Annotated in this window: 26 protein-coding genes; 19 read left to right on the top strand and 7 right to left on the bottom strand. The window is 68.9% G+C overall.

From position 1 onward, the window contains the following. Positions 1-355 precede the first annotated feature (355 nt). Complete coding sequence (gene rny, locus ACLJOO_RS14520) at positions 356-2,062, top strand: ribonuclease Y (protein ID WP_410787593.1); 1,707 nt, start codon at positions 356-358, stop codon at positions 2,060-2,062. A 95-nt stretch (positions 2,063-2,157) separates the two neighbouring features. Here rny and ACLJOO_RS14515 read toward each other — a convergent pair whose 3' ends face one another. Genes ACLJOO_RS14515 through ACLJOO_RS14505 form a run of 3 tightly spaced genes read right to left on the bottom strand, consistent with a single transcriptional unit; the run spans position 2,158 to position 4,641 of the window. After that, positions 2,158-3,333 (bottom strand): acyl-CoA dehydrogenase family protein, encoded by a 1,176-nt coding sequence (locus ACLJOO_RS14515; RefSeq protein ID WP_410787592.1) that lies wholly within the window; start codon positions 3,331-3,333, stop codon positions 2,158-2,160. 9 nt (positions 3,334-3,342) lie between these two features. Next, positions 3,343-3,927: a DUF1707 domain-containing protein gene (locus tag ACLJOO_RS14510; RefSeq protein WP_410787591.1), complete on the bottom strand. Its 585-nt coding sequence runs from the start codon at positions 3,925-3,927 to the stop codon at positions 3,343-3,345. Between the two features lie 21 nt (positions 3,928-3,948). Then, positions 3,949-4,641 carry a type 1 glutamine amidotransferase gene (locus ACLJOO_RS14505; protein WP_410787590.1) on the bottom strand — a complete coding sequence of 231 codons (693 nt, stop codon included), beginning with the start codon at positions 4,639-4,641 and terminating at the stop codon, positions 3,949-3,951. A gap of 80 nt (positions 4,642-4,721) precedes the next feature. Here ACLJOO_RS14505 and ACLJOO_RS14500 point away from each other — a divergent pair, with 80 nt between their 5' ends. The 10 genes from ACLJOO_RS14500 (at position 4,722) to trxA (ending at position 13,391) form a co-directional block, all read left to right on the top strand. After that, positions 4,722-5,555 (top strand): FHA domain-containing protein, encoded by an 834-nt coding sequence (locus ACLJOO_RS14500; protein ID WP_410787589.1) that lies wholly within the window; start codon positions 4,722-4,724, stop codon positions 5,553-5,555. Positions 5,556-5,573: 18 nt separating this feature from the next. Continuing rightward, positions 5,574-6,785 carry a 1-deoxy-D-xylulose-5-phosphate reductoisomerase gene (dxr, locus tag ACLJOO_RS14495; RefSeq protein WP_410787588.1) on the top strand — a complete coding sequence of 404 codons (1,212 nt, stop codon included), beginning with the start codon at positions 5,574-5,576 and terminating at the stop codon, positions 6,783-6,785. Further along, positions 6,782-8,089, top strand: coding sequence for a M50 family metallopeptidase (locus tag ACLJOO_RS14490; RefSeq protein WP_410787587.1), 1,308 nt, complete (start codon positions 6,782-6,784; stop codon positions 8,087-8,089). Before dxr ends, ACLJOO_RS14490 begins: the two co-directional genes overlap by 4 nt. A gap of 6 nt (positions 8,090-8,095) precedes the next feature. Further along, positions 8,096-9,244 carry a flavodoxin-dependent (E)-4-hydroxy-3-methylbut-2-enyl-diphosphate synthase gene (ispG, locus tag ACLJOO_RS14485; protein WP_410787586.1) on the top strand — a complete coding sequence of 383 codons (1,149 nt, stop codon included), beginning with the start codon at positions 8,096-8,098 and terminating at the stop codon, positions 9,242-9,244. A 53-nt stretch (positions 9,245-9,297) separates the two neighbouring features. Further along, the gene (locus ACLJOO_RS14480; protein WP_410787584.1) at positions 9,298-9,588 is read left to right on the top strand and encodes a type II toxin-antitoxin system VapB family antitoxin; all 291 of its coding nucleotides are present in this window, start codon (positions 9,298-9,300) and stop codon (positions 9,586-9,588) included. Beyond that, positions 9,585-10,133, top strand: coding sequence for a nucleosidase (locus ACLJOO_RS14475; protein WP_410787583.1), 549 nt, complete (start codon positions 9,585-9,587; stop codon positions 10,131-10,133). Before ACLJOO_RS14480 ends, ACLJOO_RS14475 begins: the two co-directional genes overlap by 4 nt. 72 nt (positions 10,134-10,205) lie before the next feature. Then, positions 10,206-10,991 carry a cyclase family protein gene (locus ACLJOO_RS14470; RefSeq protein WP_410787582.1) on the top strand — a complete coding sequence of 262 codons (786 nt, stop codon included), beginning with the start codon at positions 10,206-10,208 and terminating at the stop codon, positions 10,989-10,991. Further along, complete coding sequence (locus ACLJOO_RS14465; protein WP_410787580.1) at positions 10,988-12,622, top strand: thiamine pyrophosphate-binding protein; 1,635 nt, start codon at positions 10,988-10,990, stop codon at positions 12,620-12,622. Before ACLJOO_RS14470 ends, ACLJOO_RS14465 begins: the two co-directional genes overlap by 4 nt. 72 nt (positions 12,623-12,694) lie before the next feature. Further along, the gene (locus ACLJOO_RS14460; RefSeq protein ID WP_410787579.1) at positions 12,695-13,081 is read left to right on the top strand and encodes a MerR family transcriptional regulator; all 387 of its coding nucleotides are present in this window, start codon (positions 12,695-12,697) and stop codon (positions 13,079-13,081) included. Continuing rightward, positions 13,056-13,391, top strand: coding sequence for a thioredoxin (gene trxA / locus ACLJOO_RS14455; protein WP_410787578.1), 336 nt, complete (start codon positions 13,056-13,058; stop codon positions 13,389-13,391). The genes ACLJOO_RS14460 and trxA overlap by 26 nt, the downstream gene beginning before the upstream one ends. A 91-nt stretch (positions 13,392-13,482) precedes the next feature. Here the strand turns inward: trxA and ACLJOO_RS14450 are convergent, their stop codons facing one another. Continuing rightward, entirely contained in the window at positions 13,483-13,845 is a 363-nt protein-coding gene (locus tag ACLJOO_RS14450) for a VOC family protein (RefSeq protein WP_410787577.1), read from the bottom strand. 55 nt (positions 13,846-13,900) lie between these two features. Here ACLJOO_RS14450 and ACLJOO_RS14445 point away from each other — a divergent pair, with 55 nt between their 5' ends. The 8 genes from ACLJOO_RS14445 to ACLJOO_RS14410 all read left to right on the top strand — a co-directional run bounded on the left by ACLJOO_RS14445 (position 13,901) and on the right by ACLJOO_RS14410 (position 22,152). Beyond that, on the top strand, positions 13,901-14,065 hold the full coding sequence (locus tag ACLJOO_RS14445) for a CopG family transcriptional regulator (RefSeq protein WP_410787576.1): 165 nt from the start codon (positions 13,901-13,903) through the stop codon (positions 14,063-14,065). Beyond that, entirely contained in the window at positions 14,062-14,697 is a 636-nt protein-coding gene (locus ACLJOO_RS14440) for a VOC family protein (RefSeq protein WP_410787575.1), read from the top strand. Before ACLJOO_RS14445 ends, ACLJOO_RS14440 begins: the two co-directional genes overlap by 4 nt. Continuing rightward, the gene (locus tag ACLJOO_RS14435; RefSeq protein WP_410787574.1) at positions 14,694-15,176 is read left to right on the top strand and encodes a GNAT family N-acetyltransferase; all 483 of its coding nucleotides are present in this window, start codon (positions 14,694-14,696) and stop codon (positions 15,174-15,176) included. The genes ACLJOO_RS14440 and ACLJOO_RS14435 overlap by 4 nt, the downstream gene beginning before the upstream one ends. Before the next feature lie 18 nt (positions 15,177-15,194). Beyond that, a complete protein-coding gene (locus tag ACLJOO_RS14430; protein WP_410787572.1) occupies positions 15,195-16,463 on the top strand; it encodes an MFS transporter in 1,269 nt (422 codons plus the stop codon). Between the two features lie 106 nt (positions 16,464-16,569). Then, complete coding sequence (locus ACLJOO_RS14425) at positions 16,570-17,394, top strand: GNAT family N-acetyltransferase (RefSeq protein WP_410787571.1); 825 nt, start codon at positions 16,570-16,572, stop codon at positions 17,392-17,394. A gap of 43 nt (positions 17,395-17,437) precedes the next feature. Continuing rightward, positions 17,438-18,715: a M14 family zinc carboxypeptidase gene (locus tag ACLJOO_RS14420; protein ID WP_410787570.1), complete on the top strand. Its 1,278-nt coding sequence runs from the start codon at positions 17,438-17,440 to the stop codon at positions 18,713-18,715. Positions 18,716-18,862: 147 nt separating this feature from the next. Next, complete coding sequence (locus ACLJOO_RS14415) at positions 18,863-20,626, top strand: proline--tRNA ligase (protein ID WP_410787569.1); 1,764 nt, start codon at positions 18,863-18,865, stop codon at positions 20,624-20,626. A gap of 149 nt (positions 20,627-20,775) precedes the next feature. Beyond that, a complete protein-coding gene (locus tag ACLJOO_RS14410) occupies positions 20,776-22,152 on the top strand; it encodes an FAD-binding oxidoreductase (RefSeq protein ID WP_410787567.1) in 1,377 nt (458 codons plus the stop codon). On the opposite strand, the gene ACLJOO_RS14405 is transcribed toward ACLJOO_RS14410, so the two are convergent. The 3 genes from ACLJOO_RS14405 to ACLJOO_RS14395 are packed head-to-tail and all read right to left on the bottom strand — an operon-like array spanning position 22,116 to position 24,535. Next, on the bottom strand, positions 22,116-23,327 hold the full coding sequence (locus ACLJOO_RS14405) for an RNA polymerase sigma factor (RefSeq protein ID WP_410787566.1): 1,212 nt from the start codon (positions 23,325-23,327) through the stop codon (positions 22,116-22,118). The two genes, ACLJOO_RS14410 and ACLJOO_RS14405, sit on opposite strands and share 37 nt — an antisense overlap. Then, a complete protein-coding gene (locus ACLJOO_RS14400; protein WP_410787565.1) occupies positions 23,324-23,710 on the bottom strand; it encodes a YciI family protein in 387 nt (128 codons plus the stop codon). The genes ACLJOO_RS14405 and ACLJOO_RS14400 overlap by 4 nt, the downstream gene beginning before the upstream one ends. Positions 23,711-23,734: 24 nt before the next feature. Continuing rightward, positions 23,735-24,535: a GNAT family N-acetyltransferase gene (locus ACLJOO_RS14395; protein WP_410787564.1), complete on the bottom strand. Its 801-nt coding sequence runs from the start codon at positions 24,533-24,535 to the stop codon at positions 23,735-23,737. Positions 24,536-24,580 lie beyond the last annotated feature (45 nt).

The following is a 24,580-nucleotide window of genomic DNA, read 5'->3' as shown; positions in this document are numbered from 1 at the left end:
ACGTAATACCTGAACGGCAGCGACCTGACAGGACACGAGCGGGGCCATCGTGGTCTCCGAGGGTTCGACCGGCGACGCACGGTGAGCAAGCAACGCTGGGCGGCCGCGGATGCGGCGTCCCTGCAGTCGGCGGACGGGGGTTCGCGGACCGCGAGCAGGCTGGGCAGCACATCAGCAGCGAGTGCGCAGCAGCACCGTCGGCACAGCCGGAAGTGGCAGCACCGGTACCGCCTCAGCAGAGGTGGCGCCGGCACCGCCGTACCCCGGAGACGCCTTACCGAACGGCCGGCTGGCTCATCCCTTCGACCGATGGCCACAGTTCCCGCGTGGGACTCGAAGGAGAGGGGAGACGCCGATGACCGGGATGTCCGTTGGCCTGGCCCTGATCGGATTGCTGATCGCCGGATTACTGGCTTGGATCGGCCTCACTCTCTCCCGCCGGAAGGCTGTGGACGCCGCAACCTCCCAACAGCAGGCCACCCAGCTCGAGTCCGCACAGCTCGAGGCCGCTCAACTCGAGGCCGCGCAGCTCGCCGCGGGCGCGAAGTCCGCGGCGGAGCTGGTACGTCGGCAGGCCGAGGAGGACGCCGCCGTACTGCGGACGCGTGCCGAGGCCGCTGAGCAGCGCGCCGAGGAGATCCGCCGCGCCGCGGAGGACCGGGCGTCCGAGGTACGGCGGGACGCCGAGCAGCGGGCGTCCGACGTACGCCGGGAGGCCGAGGCGGAGGCGCAGTCGATCCGGGACGATCTGCGTGAGCAGCGGCTCGAGATGGAGCGCCGCGACCACCGGCTGACCGAACGCGAGGAGCGGCTCGACGAGCAGCACCGCGGGATCGAGGAACGGCACAACGAGCTGACCGCCCAGCTGGCGGAGCTGGATCAGCGCAAGCAGGAGATCAAGGATCTCGAGGACGAGCGCCGCCGGATCCTCGAAGGCGTCGCGAACCTGACCACCGAGCAGGCCAAGGCCGAGCTGGTCGCGGCGATCGAGGACGAGGCGAAGCGGCACGCGCACACTATCGTCCGCGACATCGAGCGGCAGGCGCTCGACGAGGGCGAGACGAAGGCCCGCAAGATCATCACCGGCGCGGTGCAGCGGCTGGCGTCCGAGCAGACGAGTGAGTCGGTCGTGTCCGTCGTCCACCTGCCGAGTGACGACATGAAGGGCCGGATCATCGGGCGCGAGGGTCGCAACATCCGGTCGTTCGAGCAGACGACCGGCGTGAACCTGATCATCGACGACACCCCGGAAGCCGTGCTTCTGTCGTGCTTCGATCCGGTACGGCGGGAGACCGCGCGGCTGACCCTGGACTCGCTGGTGCTCGACGGCCGGATCCACCCGAGCCGGATCGAGGAGATCTACGAGCGCAGCAAGGGCGAGGTCGCCGAGCTGTGCGAGCGGGCGGCCGAGGACGCGATGGCTGACGTCGGGATCACCGATCTCCATCCGGAGCTGGTCCGGACGATGGGGCTGCTGCGCTACCGGACGTCGTACGGGCAGAACGTGCTGAAGCATCTGGTCGAGTCGGCGCACATCGCCGGGATGATGGCGGCCGAGCTCGGGCTGGATCCGAAGCTGTGCAAGCGCGGCGCGTTCCTGCACGACATCGGGAAGGCGCTCACGCACGAGTCCGAGGGCAGTCACGCGATCGTCGGTGCGGAGCTGGCGCGGAAGTACGGCGAGAACGACGACGTCGTGCACTGCATCGAGGCGCACCACAACGAGGTCGAGGTCCGTACCGTCGAGGCCGTGCTGACGCAGGCGGCGGACGCGGTGAGCGGTGGCCGGCCGGGTGCGCGGCGGGAGTCGCTGGAGGCGTACGTGCAGCGGCTCGAACGGCTCGAGGAGATCGCGATGCACCACGAGGGCGTGGAGAAGGTGTTCGCGATGCAGGCCGGCCGGGAGATCCGCGTGATGGTGCTGCCGGACGCGGTCGACGACATCGCGGCGCAGGTGATGGCCCGCGACATCGCGAAGCAGGTCGAGGAGGAGCTCACCTATCCGGGTCAGATCCGCGTGACCGTCGTACGGGAGTCGCGCGCGACTGAGGTCGCGAAATAGCAAGACCTTCTAGCTGACGCTGGCGGCTGAGGCGGTGAAGCCCGCGCATTCACCCGCGGCAGCCTAGCCGCGCCCAGGCAGAGCGGATACAGACGTCAGCGGAACGCGGACTGCCCGGTCAGCGCCTGACCGATCACAAGCTGGTGGACCTCGGACGTCCCCTCGTACGTGAGGACGGACTCGAGATTGTTGGCGTGCCGCATGATCGGGTACTCGCCGCTGATGCCGTTCGCCGCCAGGATCGTGCGGCACTCGCGGGCGATCGCGATCGCCTCACGCACGTTGTTCAGCTTGCCGACCGACACCTGCTCGGGCCGCAGCGTGCCCTTCTCCTTCAGCCGGCCGAGGTGGACCGCGAGCAGGATGCCCTTGTTCAGCTCGACCGCCATGTCGGCGAGTTTCGCCTGTGTCAGCTGGTACGCCGTCAGCGGCTTGTCGAACACGATCCGCTCGCCGGCGTACGCGATCGCGGTCTCCAGGCAGTCCCGCGCCGCGCCCATCGCGCCGAAGATGATGCCGAACCTGGCCTCGTTCAGGCAGCCGAGCGGACCGGACAGACCACGGGCCTCGGGCAGCATCGCGGACGCCGGCAGCCGTACGTCGTCCAGCACCAGCTCCGACGTGACGGATGCGCGCAGCGACATCTTCTGCTTGATCTCAGGCGCCGAGAAACCGGGCGTCGACGTCGGTACGACGAAGCCGCGGACGCCGTCGTCCGTCCGGGCCCAGACCACCGCGACGTCGGCGACGGAGCCGTTGGTGATCCACATCTTCGAGCCGTTCAGGATCCAGTCGTCACCGTCGCTGGAACCGTCGCGGCGGGCGCTGGTACGCATACCGCCCGGGTTCGAGCCGAAGTCCGGTTCGGTCAGCCCGAAGCAGCCGATCGCCTCACCCGCGGACATCCGGGGAAGCCACTCCGACTTCTGCTCCTCGCTGCCGTACTTCCAGATCGCGTACATCGCCAGTGAGCCCTGCACGGACACCAGCGATCGCATACCCGAGTCGGCCGCCTCGATCTCGAGACAAGCCAGCCCGTACGCGACCGGTCCGAGTCCGGCGCACCCGTACCCGGTCAGGTGCATCCCCAGGAACCCGAGCGCCCCGAGCTCCTTCGCCAGCTCCCGCGCCGGAATCGCCCCCGCCTCGAACCACTCCGGCAAGGACGGCCGCAACCGCTCATCCGCAAACCGCCGCGCAGCCCCCCGTACGTCGACCTCCTCCGCGGTCAGCAGCGAGTCGACATCCACAAGATCCAGCGAAACGGTCATGCGCTCACGCTAGCTGGTCACTTGCGGTACCAGGGCCACCACCAGCGGCGTTTGCGGGGGTGGCGGACTATGACGCCTGGCGTGGTGGGCCTTACCGGTGACGTGGAGGCGGACGCCGCCGGGGCGGGGGGCTACGGCCTTGTTCTTGGCGCTGCTGTGGTTCGCCTCGACCTGGTCGATATCGACGCTCCAGCCTTCGGGGATCACCATCACCACGGAGCTGTGGATGGCTTGTGCGTCGACGTGGATGTCGGACCAGTGCACGACAGCTTCGGTGAAGTCGAGTTTGACCGAGGAGTGCTCCGCGATCGCGGTCAGCCGCTCGGGGACAACCCACGCGCCCTCGCGCTTCTGCGCGCTGTGCCGGGCCCGGAGCGTCAGGTCCTGGGAGCTGCCGTGGGAGACGGGCATCAGGTCTGCGGTCGCGTTGCGGAGCTCCAACTGGGTCTTGGCCGAGTAGATCTGGGTGAGTCGCTCGTCGAGCTCCTCGAAGTCCAGCCGCCCGTCGGTGTGCGCCTCCTGGACCACGGCGGCGGCACGCTCACGGTCGTTGTCGGATGCCCGGCGGTTGGGCGGCGGCTGCTCCAGGCTCATGCCCCATAAGGTAGCGCCGCATCAGCCGACGAGTGACAGGAACCGGCCCACCACCGTCGACCAGGTCTTCTCCAGTTCGACGGCGTACCGTTCCGCATCCGCCACTACGGCGTCCGGGTCGAACCCGAGCGACCGCAGTCGCTCCGGCTTCCACCGCCGTACCCGCTCTGCCTCGACCTCCGGATGGAACTGCACACCCCAGCTCTGCCCGATGCGCAGCATCTGGTTCGTGCACCGCTCACTGGACATCAGCAGCACCGCATCCTCCGGCAGCCGCGTGATCTGGTCCTGGTGACTCTCCACGGCCCGCACCGTCGACGGCAGCCCAGCCAGCAGTACGTCGTCCGCACCGGCCGGCAGCACCGTCAACGAGGTCACACCCTTCTCCGGCTGCCCGTACTTCCCCTGCACCTCACCGCCCAACGTGTGCGCCAGCAACTGCGCACCGAGGCAGATCCCGAGCACCGGCACCCGCCCATGCGCGTCGCGCAGCAGCGAACGCTCCGCCGGCAGCCACGGCGACCGCTCGTCCTCGTCCGGCAGCATGCCGCCGCCGAGCATGATGAGCGCCGCATGACCGTCCACGCTCCCGGGTACGGGTTCGCCGTCCCAGGCCCGTACGACGACCGGAGCGAGCCCGCGCTCGTCCAGCCAGTCGACCAGCCGGCCAGGTCCGCTGTCCCGGTCGTTCTCGATGATGAGCACAGAAGTCACCCGGGCAACGCTACGGCGGCACACCGAGCTGCGGCGTACCGGAGTAGGGATTCCGGGATACTGATGCACTGGGGGTGTCGATGGAACCTGTCAGCGGATTCGTGCGGGCTGTTGTCGGAGATGTGGCCTTCATCTTCAGCAAGGGCATGGTCAGCGCGTACCTGCTCGCCCGCCGCAACGGGTGGCCGCGACCGCAGCTCGACGTATTGGTGCGGTCACACGGTCAGTACGTCCCGCTGTCCATTCCGACCGGCACGGTGCCCGCGGTGGGCCGCCTGGTCGGGCTGGACGAGTTCCGGCCGGCGCCGCTGATCACAGTCGAGTTCACCCCGGGTGACACCGGCGCCGAGGCACATCTCACCGCTAACAGCCCTGTCCTCATCACGATCACCGACGTCACTCACCGCGAGTACGACGCCGTAGTACTGACCACGTCCCTCGGCGCAGCGGCGTACGCACAGCTGCCGCCGGGGTACTACCACGTGTCCGCTGTCGTCATCGACGAGTACGGCGACCTGCTGCAGGGGTACGGCGCTCAGCACAACCTGCATGTGGACAAGGGCGACGATCTGATCGTCTCGTTGTCGATCCGGACCGCTGGTGTGACGGAGATCGCAGACGCCCTGGAAACCGGACCGCAGCCCGCACTGGTCGGGACGGGCGGGGACGTCGTACCGCTGCTCGACCTGGCCCGGATCGGCCGCGCACCGGACTGTGACCTGATCATCGACCGCCCAGAGGTCAGCCGGCATCACGCGGAGCTGCTGCGCATCGACGCGACCAGCTACGAGCTGCGGGACCTTGGGTCGACCAACGGGACACTGGTGAACGGTGTGCCGATCGAGACCGCGCTGGTCAGCCACGGCGACGAGATCAGGCTCGGAGCGCTCCCGTTCCGGCTACTACTGGGCTGACCTGGAACAATGGCGGCCGTGAACCCGCGTAGCGTCGTCATCCTCGGCTCGACCGGCTCGATCGGTACTCAGGCGCTCGAGCTGATCGGACGGAACCGGGGCCGCTTCCACGTCCTGGCCCTGTCCGCCGGCGGCGACAACGTCGCGCTGCTCGCGGAGCAGGCGCTCGAGTTCGCGGTCGAGGTCGTGGCGGTGGCCAAGGCGACGGTCGCGCAGGACCTGCAGCTGGCGTTCTACGCCGAGGCGCAGCGGAAGGGGTACGCGCAGGGCGAGTTCCGGATCCCGAAGATCATCACCGGCCCGGACGCCTCCAGCGAGCTCGCTGCGCTGCCGTGTGACGTAGTACTCAACGGCATCAACGGGTCGGTCGGTCTGCACGCGACGCTGGCCGCGCTGGACGCCGGGAACACGCTGGCGCTCGCCAACAAGGAGTCGCTGGTGATCGGCGGGCCGATCGTCACCCGGCGCGCGAAACCGGGGCAGATCGTCGCGGTCGACTCCGAGCACAGCGCGATCGCCCAGTGCCTGCGTGGCGGTACGCCGGACGAGGTCCGCAAGCTCCTGCTGACCGCAAGCGGCGGCCCGTTCCTCGGCCGGCCGCGGAGCGAACTGCAGAACGTGACCGTCGAGCAGGCCCTGGATCACCCGAACTTCGCGATGGGGCCGGTCGTCACGATCAACTCGGCCACACTGGTCAACAAGGGCCTCGAACTGATCGAGGCGCACCTGCTGTTCGGGATCCCGATGGACCGGATCGACGTGGTCATCCACCGGCAGCAGGCGATCCACTCGATGGTCGAGTTCTTCGACGGCTCCACGATCGCGCAGGTCGGCGTACCGACGATGACGGTGCCGATCGCGCTCGCGCTGGGCTGGCCCGACCGGATACCGGACGCGTCGCCGCCGTGGAACTGGGCCGAAGCGAGCACCTGGACGTTCCAGCCGGTCGACCACGCGGCGTTCCCGGCGGTCCAGCTGGCCCGCGAGGCGGGGACCCGGGGCGGGACCGCTCCGGCCGTCTTCAACGCGGCGAACGAGGTCTGCGTCCAGGCCTTCCGGGACGGCCGGCTGCCGTTCACGGGGATCGTCGACACGGTGGCCCGGGTGGTGACCGATCACGACGTACCCTCGTATGAGGAACTGTCCGTCGACGACGTGCTCGCGGCGGACGCGTGGGCCCGAACCCGAGCCCGTGAGATCACCGGCGTACAGGAGAACCGGCAGGCATGAGTGTGCTTCTGACCACCCTCGGCATCGTGCTGTTCGTTGTCGGGGTGCTGATCTCCGTGGCGCTGCACGAGCTGGGCCATATGCTCCCGGCCAAGGCGTTCGGGATGAAGGTCACGCAGTTCTTCGTCGGCTTCGGGCGGACCATCTGGTCGGTGAAGCGCGGCGAGACGGAGTACGGCATCAAGGCGATCCCGGCCGGCGGTTTCGTCCGGATCATCGGCATGATGCCGCCCGCCAAGGGCCAGGACCCGACGAAGGTGCGCAAGGCCAACACCGGCCCGATCCAGTCGATGGTCGAGAACGCCCGTACGGCGGAATACGAGACGATCTCGCCCGAGGACAACGGCCGGCTCTTCTACCAGAAGGTGTGGTGGAAGAAGCTGATCGTGATGGCGTCCGGGCCACTGGTCAACGTGCTGATCGCCGCCGTGCTCTTCACCGGTCTCTTCACGCTGTACGGCGCCAGGGTTCCGCAGACCACGATCTCCACCGTCACCGACTGTGTGATCCCGGCCGACCAGGCATCCGCGGACCGCAAGTGCCTGGACAGCGACAAGGAGTCGCCGGCCAAGCAGGCCGGGTTCCAGGTCGGTGACAAGATCGTCGCGTTCAACGGCACCACAATCGACAGTTGGGACCAGTTGACGCCGCTGATCCGGGCGAACACCGACAAGGCCGCCACGATCGTTGTCGAGCGCAACGGCCAGCAGCTCACCCTGCACACCAGCACGATCGTCAACCAGGTCCTGGACAAGCCGGGATCGGACAAGTACGTCTCGGTCGGGTTCCTCGGCGTCTCGCCGGACAACAAGCTCGAGCGGCAGAGCGTCGGCTACGCGTTCGATCAGATGGGCACCTACACGGTCGCCACGGTGCAGGCGCTCGGCCGGTTCCCGGAGAAGCTGGTCGGCGTCGCGAAGTCGATCGTCGGCGGCGAGCGCGACCAGGACAGCCCGATGAGCGTCGTCGGCGCGAGCAGGGTCGCGGGTGAGATCGCCTCCAGCGACCTGGACGTCGGCGCGAAGTTCGCGAGCCTGATCATGCTGCTCGCCTCGCTGAACCTGTTCCTCGCCCTGTTCAACTTCATCCCGCTGCTGCCGCTGGACGGCGGTCACATGATCGGCGCGATCTGGGAAGGCATCCGGCGCGGCCTCGCCAAGCTGTTCGGCCGGCCGGACCCCGGGTACGTCGACGTGGCCAAGCTGCTCCCGATCGCGTACGTCGCGGCCAGTGTGATCGTGGTGATGGGCGTGCTGCTCGTCATCGCCGACATCGTGAACCCCATCAAGCTGTTCAACGGATAAGGACACATGAGCATCAACCTCGGCATGCCCGCGCTGCCGCCTCCTACCCTCGCTCCGCGCCGCAAGACCCGCCAGATCAAGGTCGGCAAGGTGCTCGTCGGCGGCGACGCGCCCGTCTCGGTGCAGTCGATGACGACGACGAAGACGCACGACGTGAACACGACGCTGCAGCAGATCGCCGAGCTGACCGCGGCGGGCTGCGACATCGTCCGGGTCGCGTGCCCGCGGCAGGAGGACGCCGACGCGCTCGCGGAGATCGCGCAGCACTCGCAGATCCCGGTGATCGCCGACATCCACTTCCAGCCGGGCTACGTGTTCGCGGCGATCGAGGCCGGTTGCGCCGCCGTACGGGTGAACCCGGGCAACATCCGCAAGTTCGACGACCAGGTCAAGCAGATCGCGCAGGCCGCGAGGGACCACGGTACGTCGCTGCGGATCGGCGTGAACGCGGGCTCGCTGGACAAGCGGCTGCTGGAGAAGTACGGCAAGGCGACGCCCGAGGCGCTCGTAGAGTCGGCCGTCTGGGAGGCGTCGCTGTTCGAGGAGCACGACTTCCACGACTTCAAGATCTCGGTCAAGCACAACGACCCGGTCGTGATGGTGCAGGCGTACGAGATGCTTGCCGAGCGCGGCGACTGGCCGCTGCACCTCGGGGTCACCGAGGCCGGGCCGGCGTTCCAGGGCACGATCAAGTCGTCGGTCGCGTTCGGCGCGCTGCTGTCGAAGGGCATCGGCGACACGATCCGGGTCTCGTTGTCCGCGCCGCCGGTCGAGGAGGTCAAGGTCGGCCTGCAGATCCTGCAGTCGCTGAACCTGCGGGAGCGCAAGCTCGAGATCGTCTCCTGCCCGTCCTGCGGCCGCGCCCAGGTAGACGTCTACACCCTCGCCGAGCAGGTCACCGCCGGCCTCGAGGGCATGGAGGTTCCGCTCCGCGTCGCCGTCATGGGCTGCGTCGTGAACGGCCCCGGCGAAGCCCGCGAAGCCGACCTCGGCGTCGCCTCCGGCAACGGCAAAGGCCAGATCTTCGTCAAGGGCGAGGTCATCAAGACCGTCCCGGAATCCGCCATCGTCGAAACCCTCATCGAAGAAGCCATGCGCATCGCCGAAACCATGGAAACCACCCAACCCGGCGAACCCACCGTCAGCGTCAGCTGAAGCTTCCGGCGCGGAGGACGTGCGATCACGGCTGCACGATGTAGAACAGCCTGGTGGCGCGTATCGATCTGGACGTCAATGACGAGTGGCTGGCGGCGGCTCGGGCCGAACTCGGCACGAGCGGCGACGAGGAAACGATTAACGCGGCTCTGAGCCAGTTCGTGCGTTGGCGCCGCGCGCAGCGACTAATTGAGACGCTCAACGCGGTGGAGATGGATTTCACCGGGTCAGCGGATGCATGGCGGTACGGCGGTGGCCGGGACCTGAGTCGGTTGGCAGAGAACGCGCGCGACGGAGCTGCAACGAGTGACATCGAAGGTGGAACGGATAGCCTTCGTGGGTGACTGAGTATTTGGTTGTCAGTGCGGTTGCTGGTGAGGCTCGGTATGTGCCGGACGGGGTTCCGGTCGTCGTGACGGGGGTTGGTAAGACTGCTGCCGCCGTTGCCGTCAGTCGAGCTCTGGCGGGGCGGGATGTCAGCGAGCTTGTCGTGCTCAACGTCGGGACCACTGGGGCGTTGCGGGATGGGTTGGCTGGGTTGTTTCTGCCGAGTGTTGTGATCAATCACGATGTGAACGCGGAGGCGGTCCGAGCGATCGGGCTGGATCCGCAGGACGAGTTGCAGGTCGCGGGTGGGGACGGGACGGTGCTGGCGTCGGGGGACGTGTTCGTGACGGATCCCGTCGTACGGGCGCGGTTGGCGGAACGGGCGCACTTGGTGGACATGGAGGCGTACGGCGTGGTGTACGCGTGCCAGGCGTACGGCGTACCTGTGCGGGTCGTCAAGCATGTGTCGGACTCAGCCGATGAGGCAGCACTCGACTGGCCGGCGCTGGTCGACGCGAGCGCGAAGGTCCTGGGGGAGTGGGTCAGCGAGAACGCCCGCTGAGCCATTCCTGGACGAGGGCAGGGTTGGGGTCCTAGCGTCAGGGATCTGTCTGCCACTTGCCTGGAGGTTCGTATGAGCGGTTCGTCGCTTCTGTCGGCACTTGTCGCGGCGCTCGCCGATGGATCGGTCGAGGTGGTGGATCTGACGTCGCCGCTGTCGGCGTCGACGCCGGTGATTCAGTTGCCGCCGGAGTTCGGGCAGACGGCGCCGTTCGCGTTGGCGGAGATCAGCAGGTACGACGACCGCGGGCCGGCGTGGTACTGGAACAACTTCACCAGCGGCGAGCACACCGGCACCCACTTCGACGCACCGAACCACTGGGTCACCGGCAAGGACCTCGCGGACGTGGCGTCGGTGCCGGCAGGTCGGCTGATCGCGCCGGCCGTCGTCCTCGACTTCACCGCCGAGGTCGAGAAGAACCCCGACTTCCTCGTCGAGGTCGACCACCTCAAGGCGTGGGAGGCGGAGAACGTCCCGCTGCCCGCCGGTGGCTGGTTGTTCGTACGCACGGGATGGGACGCGCGATCGCACTCGCAGGAGGCCTTCCTCAACGCTGACGAGAACGGACCGCACACGCCGGGCCTGTCGCCCGAGTGCGCGCGATGGGTCGCGCAGGAGTCGCCCGTACTCGGTCTGGGTGTCGAGACCGTCGGGACCGACGCCGGCAAGGCGCACTCGTTCGACCCGCCGTTCCCGTGCCACTCCTACCTGATGGGCAGTGACAAGTACGGGCTGACGCAGCTGCAGAACCTCGCCGAACTGCCGCCGACCGGCGCCGTCGTCATCGCCGGTCCACTGCCGATCGTCGGCGGCTCCGGCTCGCCCGCCCGGGTGCTCGCCTTGGTCGAACGCGGATGAAGGTCGCGGTCGCCGTCGGTCGGGCCTTGACGGCTGCGGGCGTCCGCCAGGTGTTCGGCGTGGTCGGGTCCGGCAACTTCCACCTGACGAACGCGATGGTGGCCGCCGGCGCGCGGTTCGTCGCCGCGCGGCACGAGGGCGGTGCGGCCACGATGGCGGACGCGTACTCACGGATGAGCGGTACGGTCGCCGCGCTGTCGGTCCACCAGGGCTGCGGTCTGACGAACGCGATGACGGGCATCGCCGAGGCGGCGAAGAGCCGTACGCCGATGGTCGTCGTCGCGGCGGAGGTGCTTGAGCCGCAATCGAACTTCTACGTCGACCAGGAGGCGCTGGCTCGTGCGGTGGGCGCGGTGCCGATGCGGATCACCTCGGCGGAGACCGCGGTGGCGGAGGCGCAGGAAGCGGTGGCAACCGCCGTAGGCGAACGGCGGACAGTGCTGCTGAATGCTCCGCTTCCCGTGCAGGCGCTGGAGGTTCCGTCGGCCGCCGCCGCGGAGCGGCCTGCACCAGGCACCGCGGAGCGGGCGTCGCGGGACGCGGTCGTGCCGGACGACGCCGACGTCGCGGCCTTGGTCGATCTGTTGCGGCGGGCCGAGCGGCCGGTCTTCGTCGCCGGGCGCGGAGGTCGCGGTCTTCGACAGCCGCTCGAAGCGTTGGCGGAACGCTGTGGCGCACTGCTCGCGACCTCGGCCGTCGCGCACGGCTTGTTCCACGGCAACCCCTGGGATCTCGGCATCTCCGGCGGCTTCGCGTCGCCCCGTACCGCCGAACTGATCCGCGACGCCGACCTCATCGTGGGCTGGGGATGCGCGCTGAACATGTGGACGATGCGGCACGGTCAACTGATCGGACCCGACGCGACCGTGGTGCAGGTCGACGACGACGCGTCCGCGCTCGGCGTGCATCGTGAGATCCAGCTGGGTGTCACCGGCGACGTCGAGCTCACTGCCACGCTCGCGGTCGAGGCGTACGGCGAGCAGCACGTGGGCTATCGCACCGCCGAGCTCGGGAGCGTGCGGTGGAGGGACGTCGCGTTCGAGGACGAGAGCACCGAGGAGCGGATCGACCCACGGACGTTGAGCATCGCGCTCGACGACCTGCTCCCGGCCGAACGCGTGATCGCCGTCGACTCCGGAAACTTCATGGGCTACCCGAGCGTCTGCTTGTCGGTGCCGGACGAGAACGGCTTCTGCTTCACCCAGGCGTTCCAGTCGATCGGGCTGGGGCTTGCCACCGCGATCGGTGCCGCGCTGGCGCAGCCGGACCGCCTACCGGTCGCCGTACTGGGTGACGGCGGTGCGCTGATGAGCGCCGTCGAGCTCGATACCGTACGCCGGCTGGGCCTGCCGATGCTCGTGGTCGTGTACAACGACGACGCGTACGGCGCCGAGGTGCACCACTTCGGTCCGGGCGGGCATGCGCTGGAGACGGTGACGTTCCCGCCGACCGACATTGCCGCGATCGGGCGGGGGTACGGCTTCGAGGCAGTGACCGTGCGGACCGCCAAAGATCTCACCGCAGTCAAGGACTGGGTGAACGGAGCACGTGCGGCGCCGATGCTGGTGGACGCGAAGGTCGTCGCGGAGCATCCGTCGTGGTGGCTGGAGGAGGCGTTCCGCGGGCACTGAAAGGGGCCCGGCATATCCTGGCTTGACCTTGACCCTGGGGGCAAGGTTTAGCGTCGGGGTGAAGGAGGCGGGATGCGGATCAGTGATCTGGCGGCCGAGGCCGGTGTGACGGTCAAGGCGGTGCGGTACTACGAGGCGCAGGGACTGCTCAAGCCGCGGCGGGAGGCCAACGGGTACCGGTCGTACGAGCCGGACGACGTGGTCGTGGTGCGTGAGGTGAAGGCATTGCTGAGCCTCGGGCTGACCGCGGAGCAGACGTACCCGTTCATCGAGTGCCTGCGGGCCGGGAACGCGCGTGCGGACGTGTGCCCCGCGTCGCTGACGGCGTACCGGACCCGGATCGAGGAAGTGGACCGGCGGATCGCCGAACTGACCGATCTGCGGGCGCGGCTGACCGACCTCCTGACCGATGCCGAGAGTTGGAGGACGAACGATGACCGACCTGCTGAGTGTGGATGAGAACACCTTCACCGAGGTGGTGCTGCGATCCGAGAAGCCGGTGCTGGTGGACTTCTGGGCGCAGTGGTGCCCGCCATGCCACCAGATCGCCCCGGTCCTCGCCCAGATCGGTGCCGAACGCAACGAACAGCTGACCGTGGTGAAGCTGAACTCCGACGAGAACCCGGCGATCTCCGCCCGCTACCGGGTGATGGCGCTGCCCACCCTGATCCTCTTCCACCGCGGCGAAACGATCTGGTCCGTCGTCGGCGCCCGACCGAAGGCCAAACTCCTGAAGGAACTGGACGACGCGCTCCTCACCGCGGTGTGACCGATCCCCAGGCCATCACAATTACCCCTGGCCGACGCGCCTGAGCGTGACGCGTCCCGCGGGACGCGAATTGTGATGGCCTGGCGATCTGCTAGCGCGAGGTGCAGAGCTCGAGTAGTACGCCGTGCGGGCCGGCGACGTAGGCGATCGTGCCCCAGTCGGCTTCGGTGGGTTCGAGGGCGATCTTGCCGCCGCGGGTGCGGATCTCCTCGATGTCGGCGCGGACGTCGTCGCTGCTGAACTGGAGGAGCGTCCCGCCATGGGCGCCGAAGTTGTCGATCATCGCGCCGGTGTGCAGGGCGATCGTCATCGCGCCGGCCTTCACCTCGGCGTACCCCTCGCCGGCGTTGCCGGAGACTTCCAGGCCGAGTACGCCGGTGAAGAAGTCGGCGATGTCCTGGTTCTTCTCGCGACTGTCCGTCAGCAGGCCGAGGTGGTCGAAGCGGAGGTTCATCGTCGGACTCCCTGAAGATTGACGGTTGGTGTTCTAGGATGCTAGCAATATAGCCATGGCGGAAGCAGGCGGCAAGAAGGTGCAGTTCAACGTGTATCTGCCGCCGGAGCTGGTCCGGCGGGTGAAGCACAAGGCGATCGACGACGGGGCGAGTCTGTCCGCGCTCGTCGAGCAGGCGCTGGGGGAGTACCTCGACAACCATGGGGAGGCCCGGGGATGAGTGACGTGGTGATGAGGCCGCTGCGGTTCACGGCGGACGTGGCGGCGATGCGGGCGTTCCTGGAGACGCTGGGGCTGCGGTCGCGGATCGAGTCCGAGCGCGGGGGATGGGTCGACATGCTGACCGGTCGCGGGATGGTCGCGCTGCACGACGCGGCGTCGAGCTCGACGGGCGGTCAGCCGGGGCAGACGAACTTGTCGTTCGAGGCGGACAAGCTCGACGAGCTGAAGGAACGGCTGGAGCAGGTGGGGTTCGTCGACGCGACGGTCTTCGACGAGGCGTACGGGCGAGTGCTGTCGGTCAGCGGGCCCGAAGGCGTGGTGATCTGGGTCGACGAGCGCAGCGACGATCTGTACGGGTACAAGCTGCACGACGCCAGCCCGGACGATCGTTGGTCTGTCACGCCGTACCTGACCGGAGCGGATGAGGCACCGTGGCAGCGGTTCCTGGGCGCGCTCGGTGTGCAGACGCCGGTCCACTTCGGGCCGGCGGACGGCGACTTCGCCGTACGGCTCGACCTCACGACCACCGAGGACCTCGACGACGTGCAGGCCCGCGTCGGCGGATCGCGGACCGAGTCCGGCCTGGAGATCCAGGACCCGGACGGCCAACTCGTAGTGGTCCACGGATGATCGCCGTACGCCGTGCCACGCAAGGCGATGTGGACGCGATCAGGCACATCGGCCTCACCACGTGGCCGGTCGCGTACGGCGGGCTGGTGTCCGACGAGTTCATCACCGACGGCCTCGCCCAATGGTGGTCGACGGAGGCGGTCGAACGCGGGATCAGCAAGGGCATCACGCTGGTCGCGGTCGACGGCGATGAACTCGTCGGCATGACCGGGCTCGGCCGCGAGGCCGACTTCTGGGTGATGTGGAAGCTCTACGTGCTGCCTGATCATCAGGGCAAGGGCGTCGGCAAGGCGCTCCTCGACGCGGCGGTCGCGGCGCTGCCGGCAGGTACGCCGGAACTCTTGCTGGACGTGCTCGTGGCGAACGAGCAGGCGATCGGCTTCTACCGCTCGCAAGGATTCACAGAGTCCAAGCGCACGCCAGACCGGGATCTCGGTGTCGAATTGATGTGGATGAGTCTTGACCTCGACCGGACCTGAAGTTGCAGGCTTCCCCGCATGACGACGATGCCCTCTGTGCGGCTGCGGGACGATCCGGATTTCCGGCGGTACTGGTTGGCGCGCAGCCTGTCGATCACCGGGTCGATGGTGACGGCGATCGCGTTGCCGGTGCTCGTCTACCGGCTGAGCGGATCGACGGTGCTGACCGCAGTGGTGACCGCGCTCGAGTCCGCGCCGTACCTGCTGGCCGGTCTGTTCGCCGGCGCGCTCGCGGATCGCTGGAACCGGCGGCGCACGATGGTGACCGCGGACGCGATCAATGCGGTCCTGGTGGGGTCGGTGCCGGTCGCGCATCTGCTCGGTGTGCTGACCGTCGTACAGGTGCTGATCGTCGCGTTCACCGTGCAGGCCGTCTATACGTTCTTCGACGGCGCGAACTTCGGCGCGCTGCCCGTCCTCGTCGGCCGCGCACGGGTGGCCCAGGCGAATTCCGCGGTCTGGACGGCGTCGAGCCTGATCGAGTTGCTCGTCCCGCCGGCGACCGGTCTGCTCCTCGCCGTACTCGATCCCGCCAGTCTGCTTACGCTCGACGCGCTCAGCTTCGCGGCGTCCGCGTTCGCCGTCCGCGGGATCGTGCGGGCGATGTCCGAGTCCCGCGACGGGCAGCCGCCGTTGCGGCCGAAGGTGGTCCTGAACGACATCGGTGACGGCCTGCGGTTCCTGATCCGGCACGCGGGGGTTCGCACGATGACGATCATCGGCAGCGTGCAGTCGTTCGCCGGCGGCGGGTTCATGGCGCTGATCGTGGTGTGGTGCGACCGCGTCCTGGACATCGGTACGTCGGGAGTCCGCTTCGGACTGGTCTGGGGCGTGTGGGGGATCGGCGGGCTGATCGCCGCGCTCAGCCTCCCGCGGCTGTTGAAGCGGATGCCGCCCGCGGCGATCACGCTCTACGCGCTGCCGGTGTCAGCGCTGCTCGGGGTGCTCTCGCCGTTGTCGCCGAACTGGATCGTGGCCTCGCTGGCACTGCTGGTGTGGGGTTCGGCGTACGTGCTGGTGATCGTGAACGCGGTGTCGTACCGGCAGCAGGTGACGCCGGAGAACCTGCTCGGCCGGGTCAACACAGCGGGCCGGATGCTGTCCTGGGGTGTCGGGTGGACGTTCGGATCGGTCGTCGGCGGACTGCTCGGCAACGCCTTCGGGTCGCGGACCGGGATGGTCGTGATGGGCCTGTGCGGCTTCGCGGGAGTGGTCGTCGCCTGGACCTCGCCGCTGCGGCGGATCGCCGCGGACCTGGAGTACTCACCAACCGCCGACGTCCCCTAGGCGGCACGCTCAGCCGGTGCCGGTAGAGCCGGGTTGGTGAGTGGCGCAGGTCCGGAATCGCGGCCCATTGCACACGGAGGTGTCGATCATCCGCTAGGTTCTGCGCGTGGGCGTACGGGTTCTCGGTCCTCGTGACCTCGCGGCGGCGCGCGCGGTCATCGCCCGCGATCCGGTCATCAACGTGTTCGTCGACAGTCTCGTGCAGGCGTCCGGACTCGACCCGCGGCGCGGTGCGGAGGTCTGGGGGTACGTCGAGAAGGGCGCGCTCGAGGCCCTGTGCCACGCGGGCGGGAACATGGTTCCGGTCGCCGCCGACGACGCGGCGCTCCGGGCGTTCGCGGCGTACGCGATGCGCCGGGGGCGGAACTGCTTCCAGATCCTCGGGCAGGCCCGCGCGGTCGAGCAGCTGTGGAACATTCTCGAGCCGCACTGGGGACCGGCCCGTGAGGTGCGCGACGACCAGCCGTTCATGGTGATCGAAGGGCCGCCGTCGATCGCACCGGATCCGCTGGTCCGCGCGGTCGAGCCAGTCGAGCTGCCGATCCTGTACCCGGCGTGCGTGGCGATGTACACCGAGGAGGTCGGCGTACCGCCGCAGACCGGGCCGGACGGCACGTTCTACCGGTCGCGGGTCGCCGAGCTGATCCGGGCCGGGCGCGCGTTCGCGCGGATCGAGGACGGGCGGGTCGTGTTCAAGGCCGAGGTCGGTTCGGTCGGATCGGGTGTGTGCCAGATCCAGGGCGTCTGGGTGGATCCGGAGTACCGCGGCCGCGGACTGGCCGCGCCCGGGATGGCGGCCGTGGTCGAACTGGCCCGCCAGATCAGCCCGGTGGTGACCCTTTACGTGAATGCGTTCAACTTGCCGGCGCGGGCGGCGTACGAGCGCGTCGGGTTCCGCACGATCGAGACGTTCGCGACGATTCTGTTCTGATTCTGCGTACTCTCCGTGATCCGTCGATGGTTGGCTGGTCGGCGTGCGTAGGCTCGCCGTTCTTCTGTGCAGCTTCGCGCTGACGCTGATCCCGTCGGCCGATCCACCGGATGTCTCCTACTACTCGCTGCACGTGCCCGCCGGACTGACGATTCAGGACTTGATCCGGGACGGGTACGACATCGACCACGCCGCAACGGTCGTCGCGACTCCGACAGAGGTGCGGCGGTTGCGCGCGCGAGGCGTCGTACTGGAGAAGACCGGTGAGGTGTATCAGCCGGTGCCGCGGACCGAGCCCAGCGAGGCGACGTACTACGGCGGCTATCACACGACCAAGAGCCACGAGGAGCACAACGCGGCCGTCGCCGCGGCGCACCCCGACCTGGTGAAGCTCTACGACATCGGCGACTCGTGGAAGAAGACGCAGGGACAGGGCGGGCACGACATCCAGGCCCTCTGCATCACCAAGCTCGCGCCCGGCGACTGCGCGTTGAACAGCACCGGGAAGAAGCCCAAGTTCGTCCTGCACGCGCAGATCCACGCGCGCGAGATCGCGACCGGCGAGATCGCGTACCGGTGGATCGACCTGCTCGTCTCGTCGTACGGCGTCGACCCCGAGATCACCGCCCTGCTGAACACCCGCGAGCTGTGGGTGGTGCCGATCGCGAACCCGGACGGAGTGGATGTGGTCGCTTCGAACCCGACGCGACCGGTCCTGCAACGGAAGAACGTCGACGACGACGGCCATGCCTGCCCGGCGCCATCGGCTGGAGTCGACCTGAATCGGAACTCGTCGTTCCACTGGGATGTGGCCCAGGGCGGTCCGTGCGCCGAGACCTATCCGGGGGCGAAGGCGTTGTCCGAGCCGGAGACCGCAGCGGTCCAGGGCTTGCTGGACACGATCTTTCCCGACACCAAGGGTGGTCTGGACGACCCGGCTGCCGCGAGCACGACCGGTCTGTTCCTGACGCTGCACAGCTACGGCAACGACATCCTGGCTCCGTGGGGCTACACCCGGGAGGCCGCGCCGGACCGGGCCGCGTTGGTGGCCCTAGGCAACAAGATGAGTGCGTTCACGGGTTATCCGGTGGCGACCGGGGACGGCGGGATCGGGTACTTCACGCCGGGTTCGACCAGCGACTGGTTGTACGGGACGCGCGGCGTGCCGGCGTACACCTTCGAGATCGGGCCGAGGACCGGGTGGTGTGCCGGCTTCCTCCCGGCGTACTCCTGTGTTTCCTCGACGTTCTGGCCGTTGCTGAAACCAGCGTTGGTGTACGCCGCTCGGGCCGCCGCGGCGCCGTACGGCCAACTGCCGTGATTACCGTCGGGTAAGCTCCGCGCATGATTTCCCGGACTACCAGTGGTCTCCCGGTGTGGGCCTGTGGATAACGTGGTGAGAGCATGTCCGCCGGACCGATATTCTCTGTGACGTCCGGTTATCTACTTTGCACGCTTGGAGACTCCCGTGATTTTGCGTATGTCGTCGTTGTTCCTCCGCACCCTTCGCGAGGACCCGGCGGACGCGGAGGTCCCGAGCCACAAGCTGCTCGTCCGCGCCGGGTACATCCGGCGGGCCGCGCCCGGTATCTACACCTGGCTGCCGCTCGGCCTGCGGGTACTGCGGAACGTCGAGCGGATCGTCCGTGAGGAGATGGACGCGATCGGCGCGCAGGAGCTGGTGTTCCCGGCGCTGCTGCCCCGCGAGCCCTACGAAGCGACCGGCCGCTGGACGGAGTACGGGCCGAACATCTTCCGGCTGAAGGACCGCAAGGGCGCGGACATGCTGCTCGGCCCGACGCACGAGGAGATGTTCACGCTGGTCGTGAAGGACCTGTACTCGTCGTACAAGGACCTTCCGCTGTCGATCTACCAGATCCAGAACAAGTACCGCGACGAGGCGCGGCCGCGGGCCGGCGTGCTGCGCGGGCGCGAGTTCGTGATGAAGGACTCGTACTCCTTCGACGTCGACGACGACGGCCTCGCCGCGTCGTACGAGAAGCATCGCGAGGCGTACATCAAGATCTTCGACCGGCTCGGGTTCGACTACGTCATCGTGCAGGCGATGTCCGGCGCGATGGGCGGCTCGCGGTCCGAGGAGTTCCTGGCGATCGCGGAGAACGGCGAGGACACCTTCGTCCGCTCGCCGGGCGGGTACGCCGCCAACGTCGAGGCGGTCGTGGTGCCGCAGTCGGCGCCCGTCGACGCGTCCGGCGTACCGGCCGCCGAGGTCGTGGACACGCCGGACACGCCGACCATCGACACGCTGGTGGACGCGATGAACGCGAAGCACGCGCGGACCGACGGCCGCGAGTGGACCGCCGCGGACACGTTGAAGAACGTGCTCGTGATGCTGGTGCACCCGGACGGCGCCCGCGAGCCGCTTGCGATCGGCGTCCCCGGGGACCGCGCGATCGACGAGAAGCGGCTCGGCGCGCAGGTGGAGCCGGCCGAGGTGGTCGCGTTCGAGGAGGCGGACTTCGAGAAGTACCCGTCGCTGGCGAAGGGCTACATCGGTCCGGGCGTGCTCGGCAAGGACAACACCTCCGGCATCCGGTACCTGCTCGACCCGCGGGTGGCCGAGGGGTCGGCGTGGGTGACCGGTGCGGACAAGTCCGGGTTCCACGTCGTCAACCTGGTGCACGGCCGGGACTTCACCGCGGACGGGACGATCCAGGCCGCCGAGGTTCGCGACGGCGACCAGGCGCCGGACGGTTCGGGTGCGCTGGAGGCGGCGCGCGGTATCGAGATGGGTCACATCTTCCAGCTCGGCCGCAAGTACGCCGACGCGCTCGACCTGAAGGTCCTCGACCAGAACGGCAAGCTCGTCACGGTCACCATGGGTTCGTACGGCGTCGGGGTCACCCGCGCGGTGGCGGCGATCGCCGAGGGCAACCACGACGAGCTCGGCCTGGTCTGGCCGCGGGAGATCGCGCCGGCCGACGTGCACCTGGTTGCCACCGGCAAGGACAAGGAACTCTTCGCGAAGGCGGCCGAGATCGCCGCCGAGCTGGAGTCGCGCGGCCTGACGGTGATCTACGACGACCGCGAGAAGGTGTCGCCCGGCGTGAAGTTCAAGGACGCCGAGCTGATTGGCGTACCGACCATCGCCGTGGTCGGCAAGGGCCTCGCCGACGGCACCATCGAGGTCAAGAACCGCCGCACCGGCGACCGCGCCGACGTCCCGGTCGCAGACGTCGTCGACCACCTGGTCGCCACCGTCCGCAACTGACCCAGCACTCCCGTCCGGCCCCGCTCCCCGAAGGAGCGGGGCCGCCTTGTTCCGCTCGAACTTTCTTGTCGAGGGATGTCGAGAGACGTGGTTTGGCTTCGATCCCGGGGTGTGGCGCCTGAGGGGGCGCCGGGATCGAGGGAGTTGGGATGACGGAATCTGTGGTGGCGGCACGGGGGATCGACGGGCTGAGGGCGGACGTGCTCGGGGAGGTACTCGTGGACGGGGACGCGGGGTACCCGGACGCCGGGCGGGTGATGACGGCCGAGGGTCGGCCGCAGGTGATCGTGCGGTGTGCGGGCGCGAACAACGTGGTGGCGGCATTGAAGTACGCCGAGACGCACGACCTACCGATCGCGGTCCGCAGCGGCGGGCACCACGCGGCCGGGTTCGGCACGAACGACGGTGGGGTCGTGATCGACGTACGGCCGATGGACGAGGTCAGGTTGCTGCCGGACGACGTGGTGCGAATCGGCACCGGCGCCACCTGGGGGCGGGTCGCCGAGCGGCTGGGCAAGGTCGGTCTGGCGATCTCCTCCGGCGACACGGCGAGCGTCGGAGTCGGCGGATTGATGGCGGGCGGCGGCATCGGCTGGATGGTCCGCAAGCACGGGCTGGCGATCGACAACGTGGTCTCGGCCGAGGTGGTCACCGCGGACGGTTCGGTACGCCGGGTCGACGCGGCCACGGAGCCCGAGTTGTTCTGGGGACTACGCGGCGCCGCGGGCAGCCTCGGCATTGTCACGTCGTACGACATCACCGCTGTCCATCAGCCGACGGTGCACTTCGGCACCCTGCTGTACCCGTGGACGCAGGCGAAGCAGGTGCTCAACGGCTGGGCGGCGTACGACGCTCCCGAGGGGCTCACGTCGTCGCTGCAGCTGGCGCCGACGATGATGGCCGACCGGCAGGTCCCGGTCGCCATCCAGGTGTGCGCGACCGACCTCGCGACCCTCGACCCGTTGCGGCACCTCGGCTCGCTGATCACCGAGAAGGTGGCCGAGGTCCCGTACGCCGAGGTGTTCTCCGACATGTCGATGCCGGCGGACTGGCGCCCGCGGATCCGCAACGGCTTCTACAACACCTGGTCGCCGAAGTTGAGCCAACGCCTGCTGGAGGCCCGCCCGCGGATCCCCGGACTCGCGATCGAGATCCGGTCCCTCGGCGGTGCGTACGGCGCGATGCCCGCGGACGCGACCGCGTTCGCGCACCGTGACGCGCGGTTCATGGTCAACTCGGTGCTGATGGGATCGCCCGAACAGCAGGGCGCCCAGCAGCCCAAGGACTTCGACGCCCTGTGGCGGTCGATGAAACCGAACGGCGCGTACCTGAACTTCATCTCCGACCCGACCGACGCCGACCTGGACAGCTGCTTCCCGGAGCAGCACCGCACCCGGCTGGCCGCGCTCAAACAGACGGTCGACCCGGGGCACGTGTTCCGCGGTCCACTGAGCGTGCCGCCGCGCCCGGAGTGGACCGGCGGCCGCCGTCACCTGATGAGGTGGGCGATGCGGTCGCGGAGATAGTTCTGTTCGGCCGTGTTCCGGGTCCGCTCCAGTGCCGCGAGGTAGTTGGAGCGGGCCTGGTCCGGGCGGCCGGCGAGCTCGTGGAGATGGGCGAGGACGGACAGCCGGCGGTGGTGGTCGCCGAGGTACCGGTCGTCGGCGAGGCTTTCGACGATCGCGATGCCGGCGTCCGGGCCGTCGGTCATCGCGACGGCGACGGCGGACCCGAGTGTCACCATCGGGCTCGGGTCGATCTTCTCGAGGATCCGGTAGAGCCCGGCGATCTGTTCCCAGTCGGTGGTCTCGACCGAATCGGCCTCGCTGTGCACGGCCGCGATTGCCGCCTCCAGCTGGTACGGGCCGACGGCGCCGGAGCGCAACGTCTCCTCGACGAGGCGCGTGCCTTCGGCGATCTCCTCGGCGTACCAGCGGGAGCGGTCCTGACGGTCGGCGGGGACGAGGTTGCCGCCAGGCCCGGTGCGCGCGTCCCGGCGGGCGTGCGTGAGGATCATCAACGCCAGCAGCCCGGTCACCTCACCTGGGCCGCTGACGGCCTGCTGCAGCAACCGCGTGATCCGCAACGCCTCCTGCGCCAGGTCAACGCGCTGCAACGACTCGCCGGCGCTGGCCGTGTGCCCCTCGTTGAAGATCAGGTAGAGCACCTGCAGTACGGCGCGCAGCCGCGCGTCGTACTCATCGGCCGTCGGCAGCTCGAAGCGGGCGCCCGCGATCTGCCGCTTCGCCCGGCTGATCCGCTGCGCCACTGTCGTCTCGCTGACCAGTAACGCGGCTGCCACCTCGGCCGTCGTGAGACCGCCGACCGAGCGCAGCGTGAGCGCGATCTGCGATGCCGGAGTCAGCGCCGGATGACAACAGAGCACGAGCAACCGCACGGTGTCGTCGGAGTCCTCGTGGTAATCCTCGGGAGCTGGATCCGGCGCACGGAGGAAGTCGTTCAGCTCGCGTTGCCGGCGCGCGTTGTCCCGCCGCCAGCCGTCCATCATCCGCCGCGCCGCGACGCTGATCAGCCAGCCGATCGGCTGCTCTGGTACGCCGTTCGCACGCCACTGCACGAACGCTTCGAGCAGCGCCTCCTGTACCGCGTCCTCGCACTGGTCGAACACGCCGTACCGCCGGACGAGCACGGCCAGCGCCCGCGGCGCCGCCGCCCGGATCGCCGCCTCGAGCTCACTCACTCGCCGAGGTCCGCCAGGAAGTCGTCCTGGTCGAGCCGGATCTCCCGCAGCTGGACGCGACGGAACTGCGCCAGTGGGATGAGCGCCGCGAGCTCCAGCGCCCGCTCCACCGACGCGCAGTGCAGCACCATCGCGCCCGCCAGGTACTCCTTCGTCTCCAGGAACGGCCGGTCCGAGATCACCGGCGTACCGGCGACCAGCTGGACGTCCTTCTCTTCGCCGGGCTCGTTCAGCCCGAGGACCGACACCAGCTCACCGGTCTTCAGCAGGTCGCGCGCGAGGGTCGCGATGTGCTCGCGTCCGCCCGACATCTCGACCAGCTGGTCCTCGGTGAATCCTTTGAGCGCCTCGAGGTTGTTGTGGATCAGCAGTAGGAACTTCACCCCGCCATTCTCCCGGACGAGGTGTCAGGGCCGCACCCACACGGTCCATCGCTCCACCCGCAGATACCCCAGACGTTGGTAGACGGGCTGCCCGTCGTCGGACGCGATCAGGACCGCCGGCTGGTCGGGATAAGCCGTGGTCGCCGCCCACGTGACGGCCGCACCGGCGCCGCGACCCCGGGCCGCGGGCATCACGGCGACGTTCTCGACGACGGTGAGCCCGGCCGCGCTGTGTGCCGTCGCAGTCGCCAGCGGCACGTCGCCGTCGTACCCGACCCAGACAGCCGACCCGTCGAGGAAGGACGGCACGTAGAGGGCGCCGGCGCGGAACGGCTGCAGCTCCGGCAGCGGATAGCCCTCGACGAGCACCCGCTCGGCGTCGGCCAGACCGTCGGCGTCCGTCACCGGGCGGATGTCGAGATCGGTCGCCGGGGGAGTCGTCGTGGTCTGCGGGAGCCGCAGCATCAGCGGCGGATGCCCGGCCAGCGCGAGCCCGGACCCGCGCAGGTCGCCGGTCGGCCAGGCGCTGACGAACAGGTACGGCGCGTCGCCGGGCAGCTCCCGCGTGACCTCGGCGACGATCCCGGCCGGATCGACGGGCTGCTTCGGCACGACCCAGTTCGTCAACGCACCGCGCTCACCGACGAACCCGCCGGCCCACGTGTCGCTCTCGTACCAAGGCTTGCCCGCCCGGCGAGCGGCATCGACCGCCCAGGACGCGTGCACGAGCACTGCCTGGCGAATCAGCGAATCGGCCGGCGCGAGGTCCGGCTCCCAACCGGTGGCGAGGGTCTCACCCTCCGGCGGCAGGATCGAGGACGCCATGGCTCACTGTCGCATCGCGGACGTGGTTTGTCTCTCACTCGACGG

The sequence above is a fragment of the Kribbella sp. C-35 genome (assembly GCF_046549195.1).
Classification (GTDB): Bacteria; Actinomycetota; Actinomycetes; order Propionibacteriales; family Kribbellaceae; genus Kribbella.
Note: the sequence above shows the minus strand (reverse complement) of the source record. Positions and strands in the feature narration are given on the sequence as shown.

What these genes read in the sequence shown, in the direction of transcription:
- rny (WP_410787593.1), top strand. Translation starts at nt 356, where the DNA reads ATGACCGGGATGTCCGTTGGCCTGGCCCTGATCGGATTGCTGATCGCC.
- ACLJOO_RS14515 (WP_410787592.1), bottom strand. Translation starts at nt 3,333, where the DNA reads ATGACCGTTTCGCTGGATCTTGTGGATGTCGACTCGCTGCTGACCGCG.
- ACLJOO_RS14510 (WP_410787591.1), bottom strand. Translation starts at nt 3,927, where the DNA reads ATGAGCCTGGAGCAGCCGCCGCCCAACCGCCGGGCATCCGACAACGAC.
- ACLJOO_RS14500 (WP_410787589.1), top strand. Translation starts at nt 4,722, where the DNA reads ATGGAACCTGTCAGCGGATTCGTGCGGGCTGTTGTCGGAGATGTGGCC.
- ACLJOO_RS14490 (WP_410787587.1), top strand. Translation starts at nt 6,782, where the DNA reads ATGAGTGTGCTTCTGACCACCCTCGGCATCGTGCTGTTCGTTGTCGGG.
- ispG (WP_410787586.1), top strand. Translation starts at nt 8,096, where the DNA reads ATGAGCATCAACCTCGGCATGCCCGCGCTGCCGCCTCCTACCCTCGCT.
- ACLJOO_RS14470 (WP_410787582.1), top strand. Translation starts at nt 10,206, where the DNA reads ATGAGCGGTTCGTCGCTTCTGTCGGCACTTGTCGCGGCGCTCGCCGAT.
- ACLJOO_RS14465 (WP_410787580.1), top strand. Translation starts at nt 10,988, where the DNA reads ATGAAGGTCGCGGTCGCCGTCGGTCGGGCCTTGACGGCTGCGGGCGTC.
- ACLJOO_RS14460 (WP_410787579.1), top strand. Translation starts at nt 12,695, where the DNA reads ATGCGGATCAGTGATCTGGCGGCCGAGGCCGGTGTGACGGTCAAGGCG.
- trxA (WP_410787578.1), top strand. Translation starts at nt 13,056, where the DNA reads ATGACCGACCTGCTGAGTGTGGATGAGAACACCTTCACCGAGGTGGTG.
- ACLJOO_RS14450 (WP_410787577.1), bottom strand. Translation starts at nt 13,845, where the DNA reads ATGAACCTCCGCTTCGACCACCTCGGCCTGCTGACGGACAGTCGCGAG.
- ACLJOO_RS14445 (WP_410787576.1), top strand. Translation starts at nt 13,901, where the DNA reads ATGGCGGAAGCAGGCGGCAAGAAGGTGCAGTTCAACGTGTATCTGCCG.
- ACLJOO_RS14440 (WP_410787575.1), top strand. Translation starts at nt 14,062, where the DNA reads ATGAGTGACGTGGTGATGAGGCCGCTGCGGTTCACGGCGGACGTGGCG.
- ACLJOO_RS14435 (WP_410787574.1), top strand. Translation starts at nt 14,694, where the DNA reads ATGATCGCCGTACGCCGTGCCACGCAAGGCGATGTGGACGCGATCAGG.
- ACLJOO_RS14430 (WP_410787572.1), top strand. Translation starts at nt 15,195, where the DNA reads ATGACGACGATGCCCTCTGTGCGGCTGCGGGACGATCCGGATTTCCGG.
- ACLJOO_RS14410 (WP_410787567.1), top strand. Translation starts at nt 20,776, where the DNA reads ATGACGGAATCTGTGGTGGCGGCACGGGGGATCGACGGGCTGAGGGCG.
- ACLJOO_RS14395 (WP_410787564.1), bottom strand. Translation starts at nt 24,535, where the DNA reads ATGGCGTCCTCGATCCTGCCGCCGGAGGGTGAGACCCTCGCCACCGGT.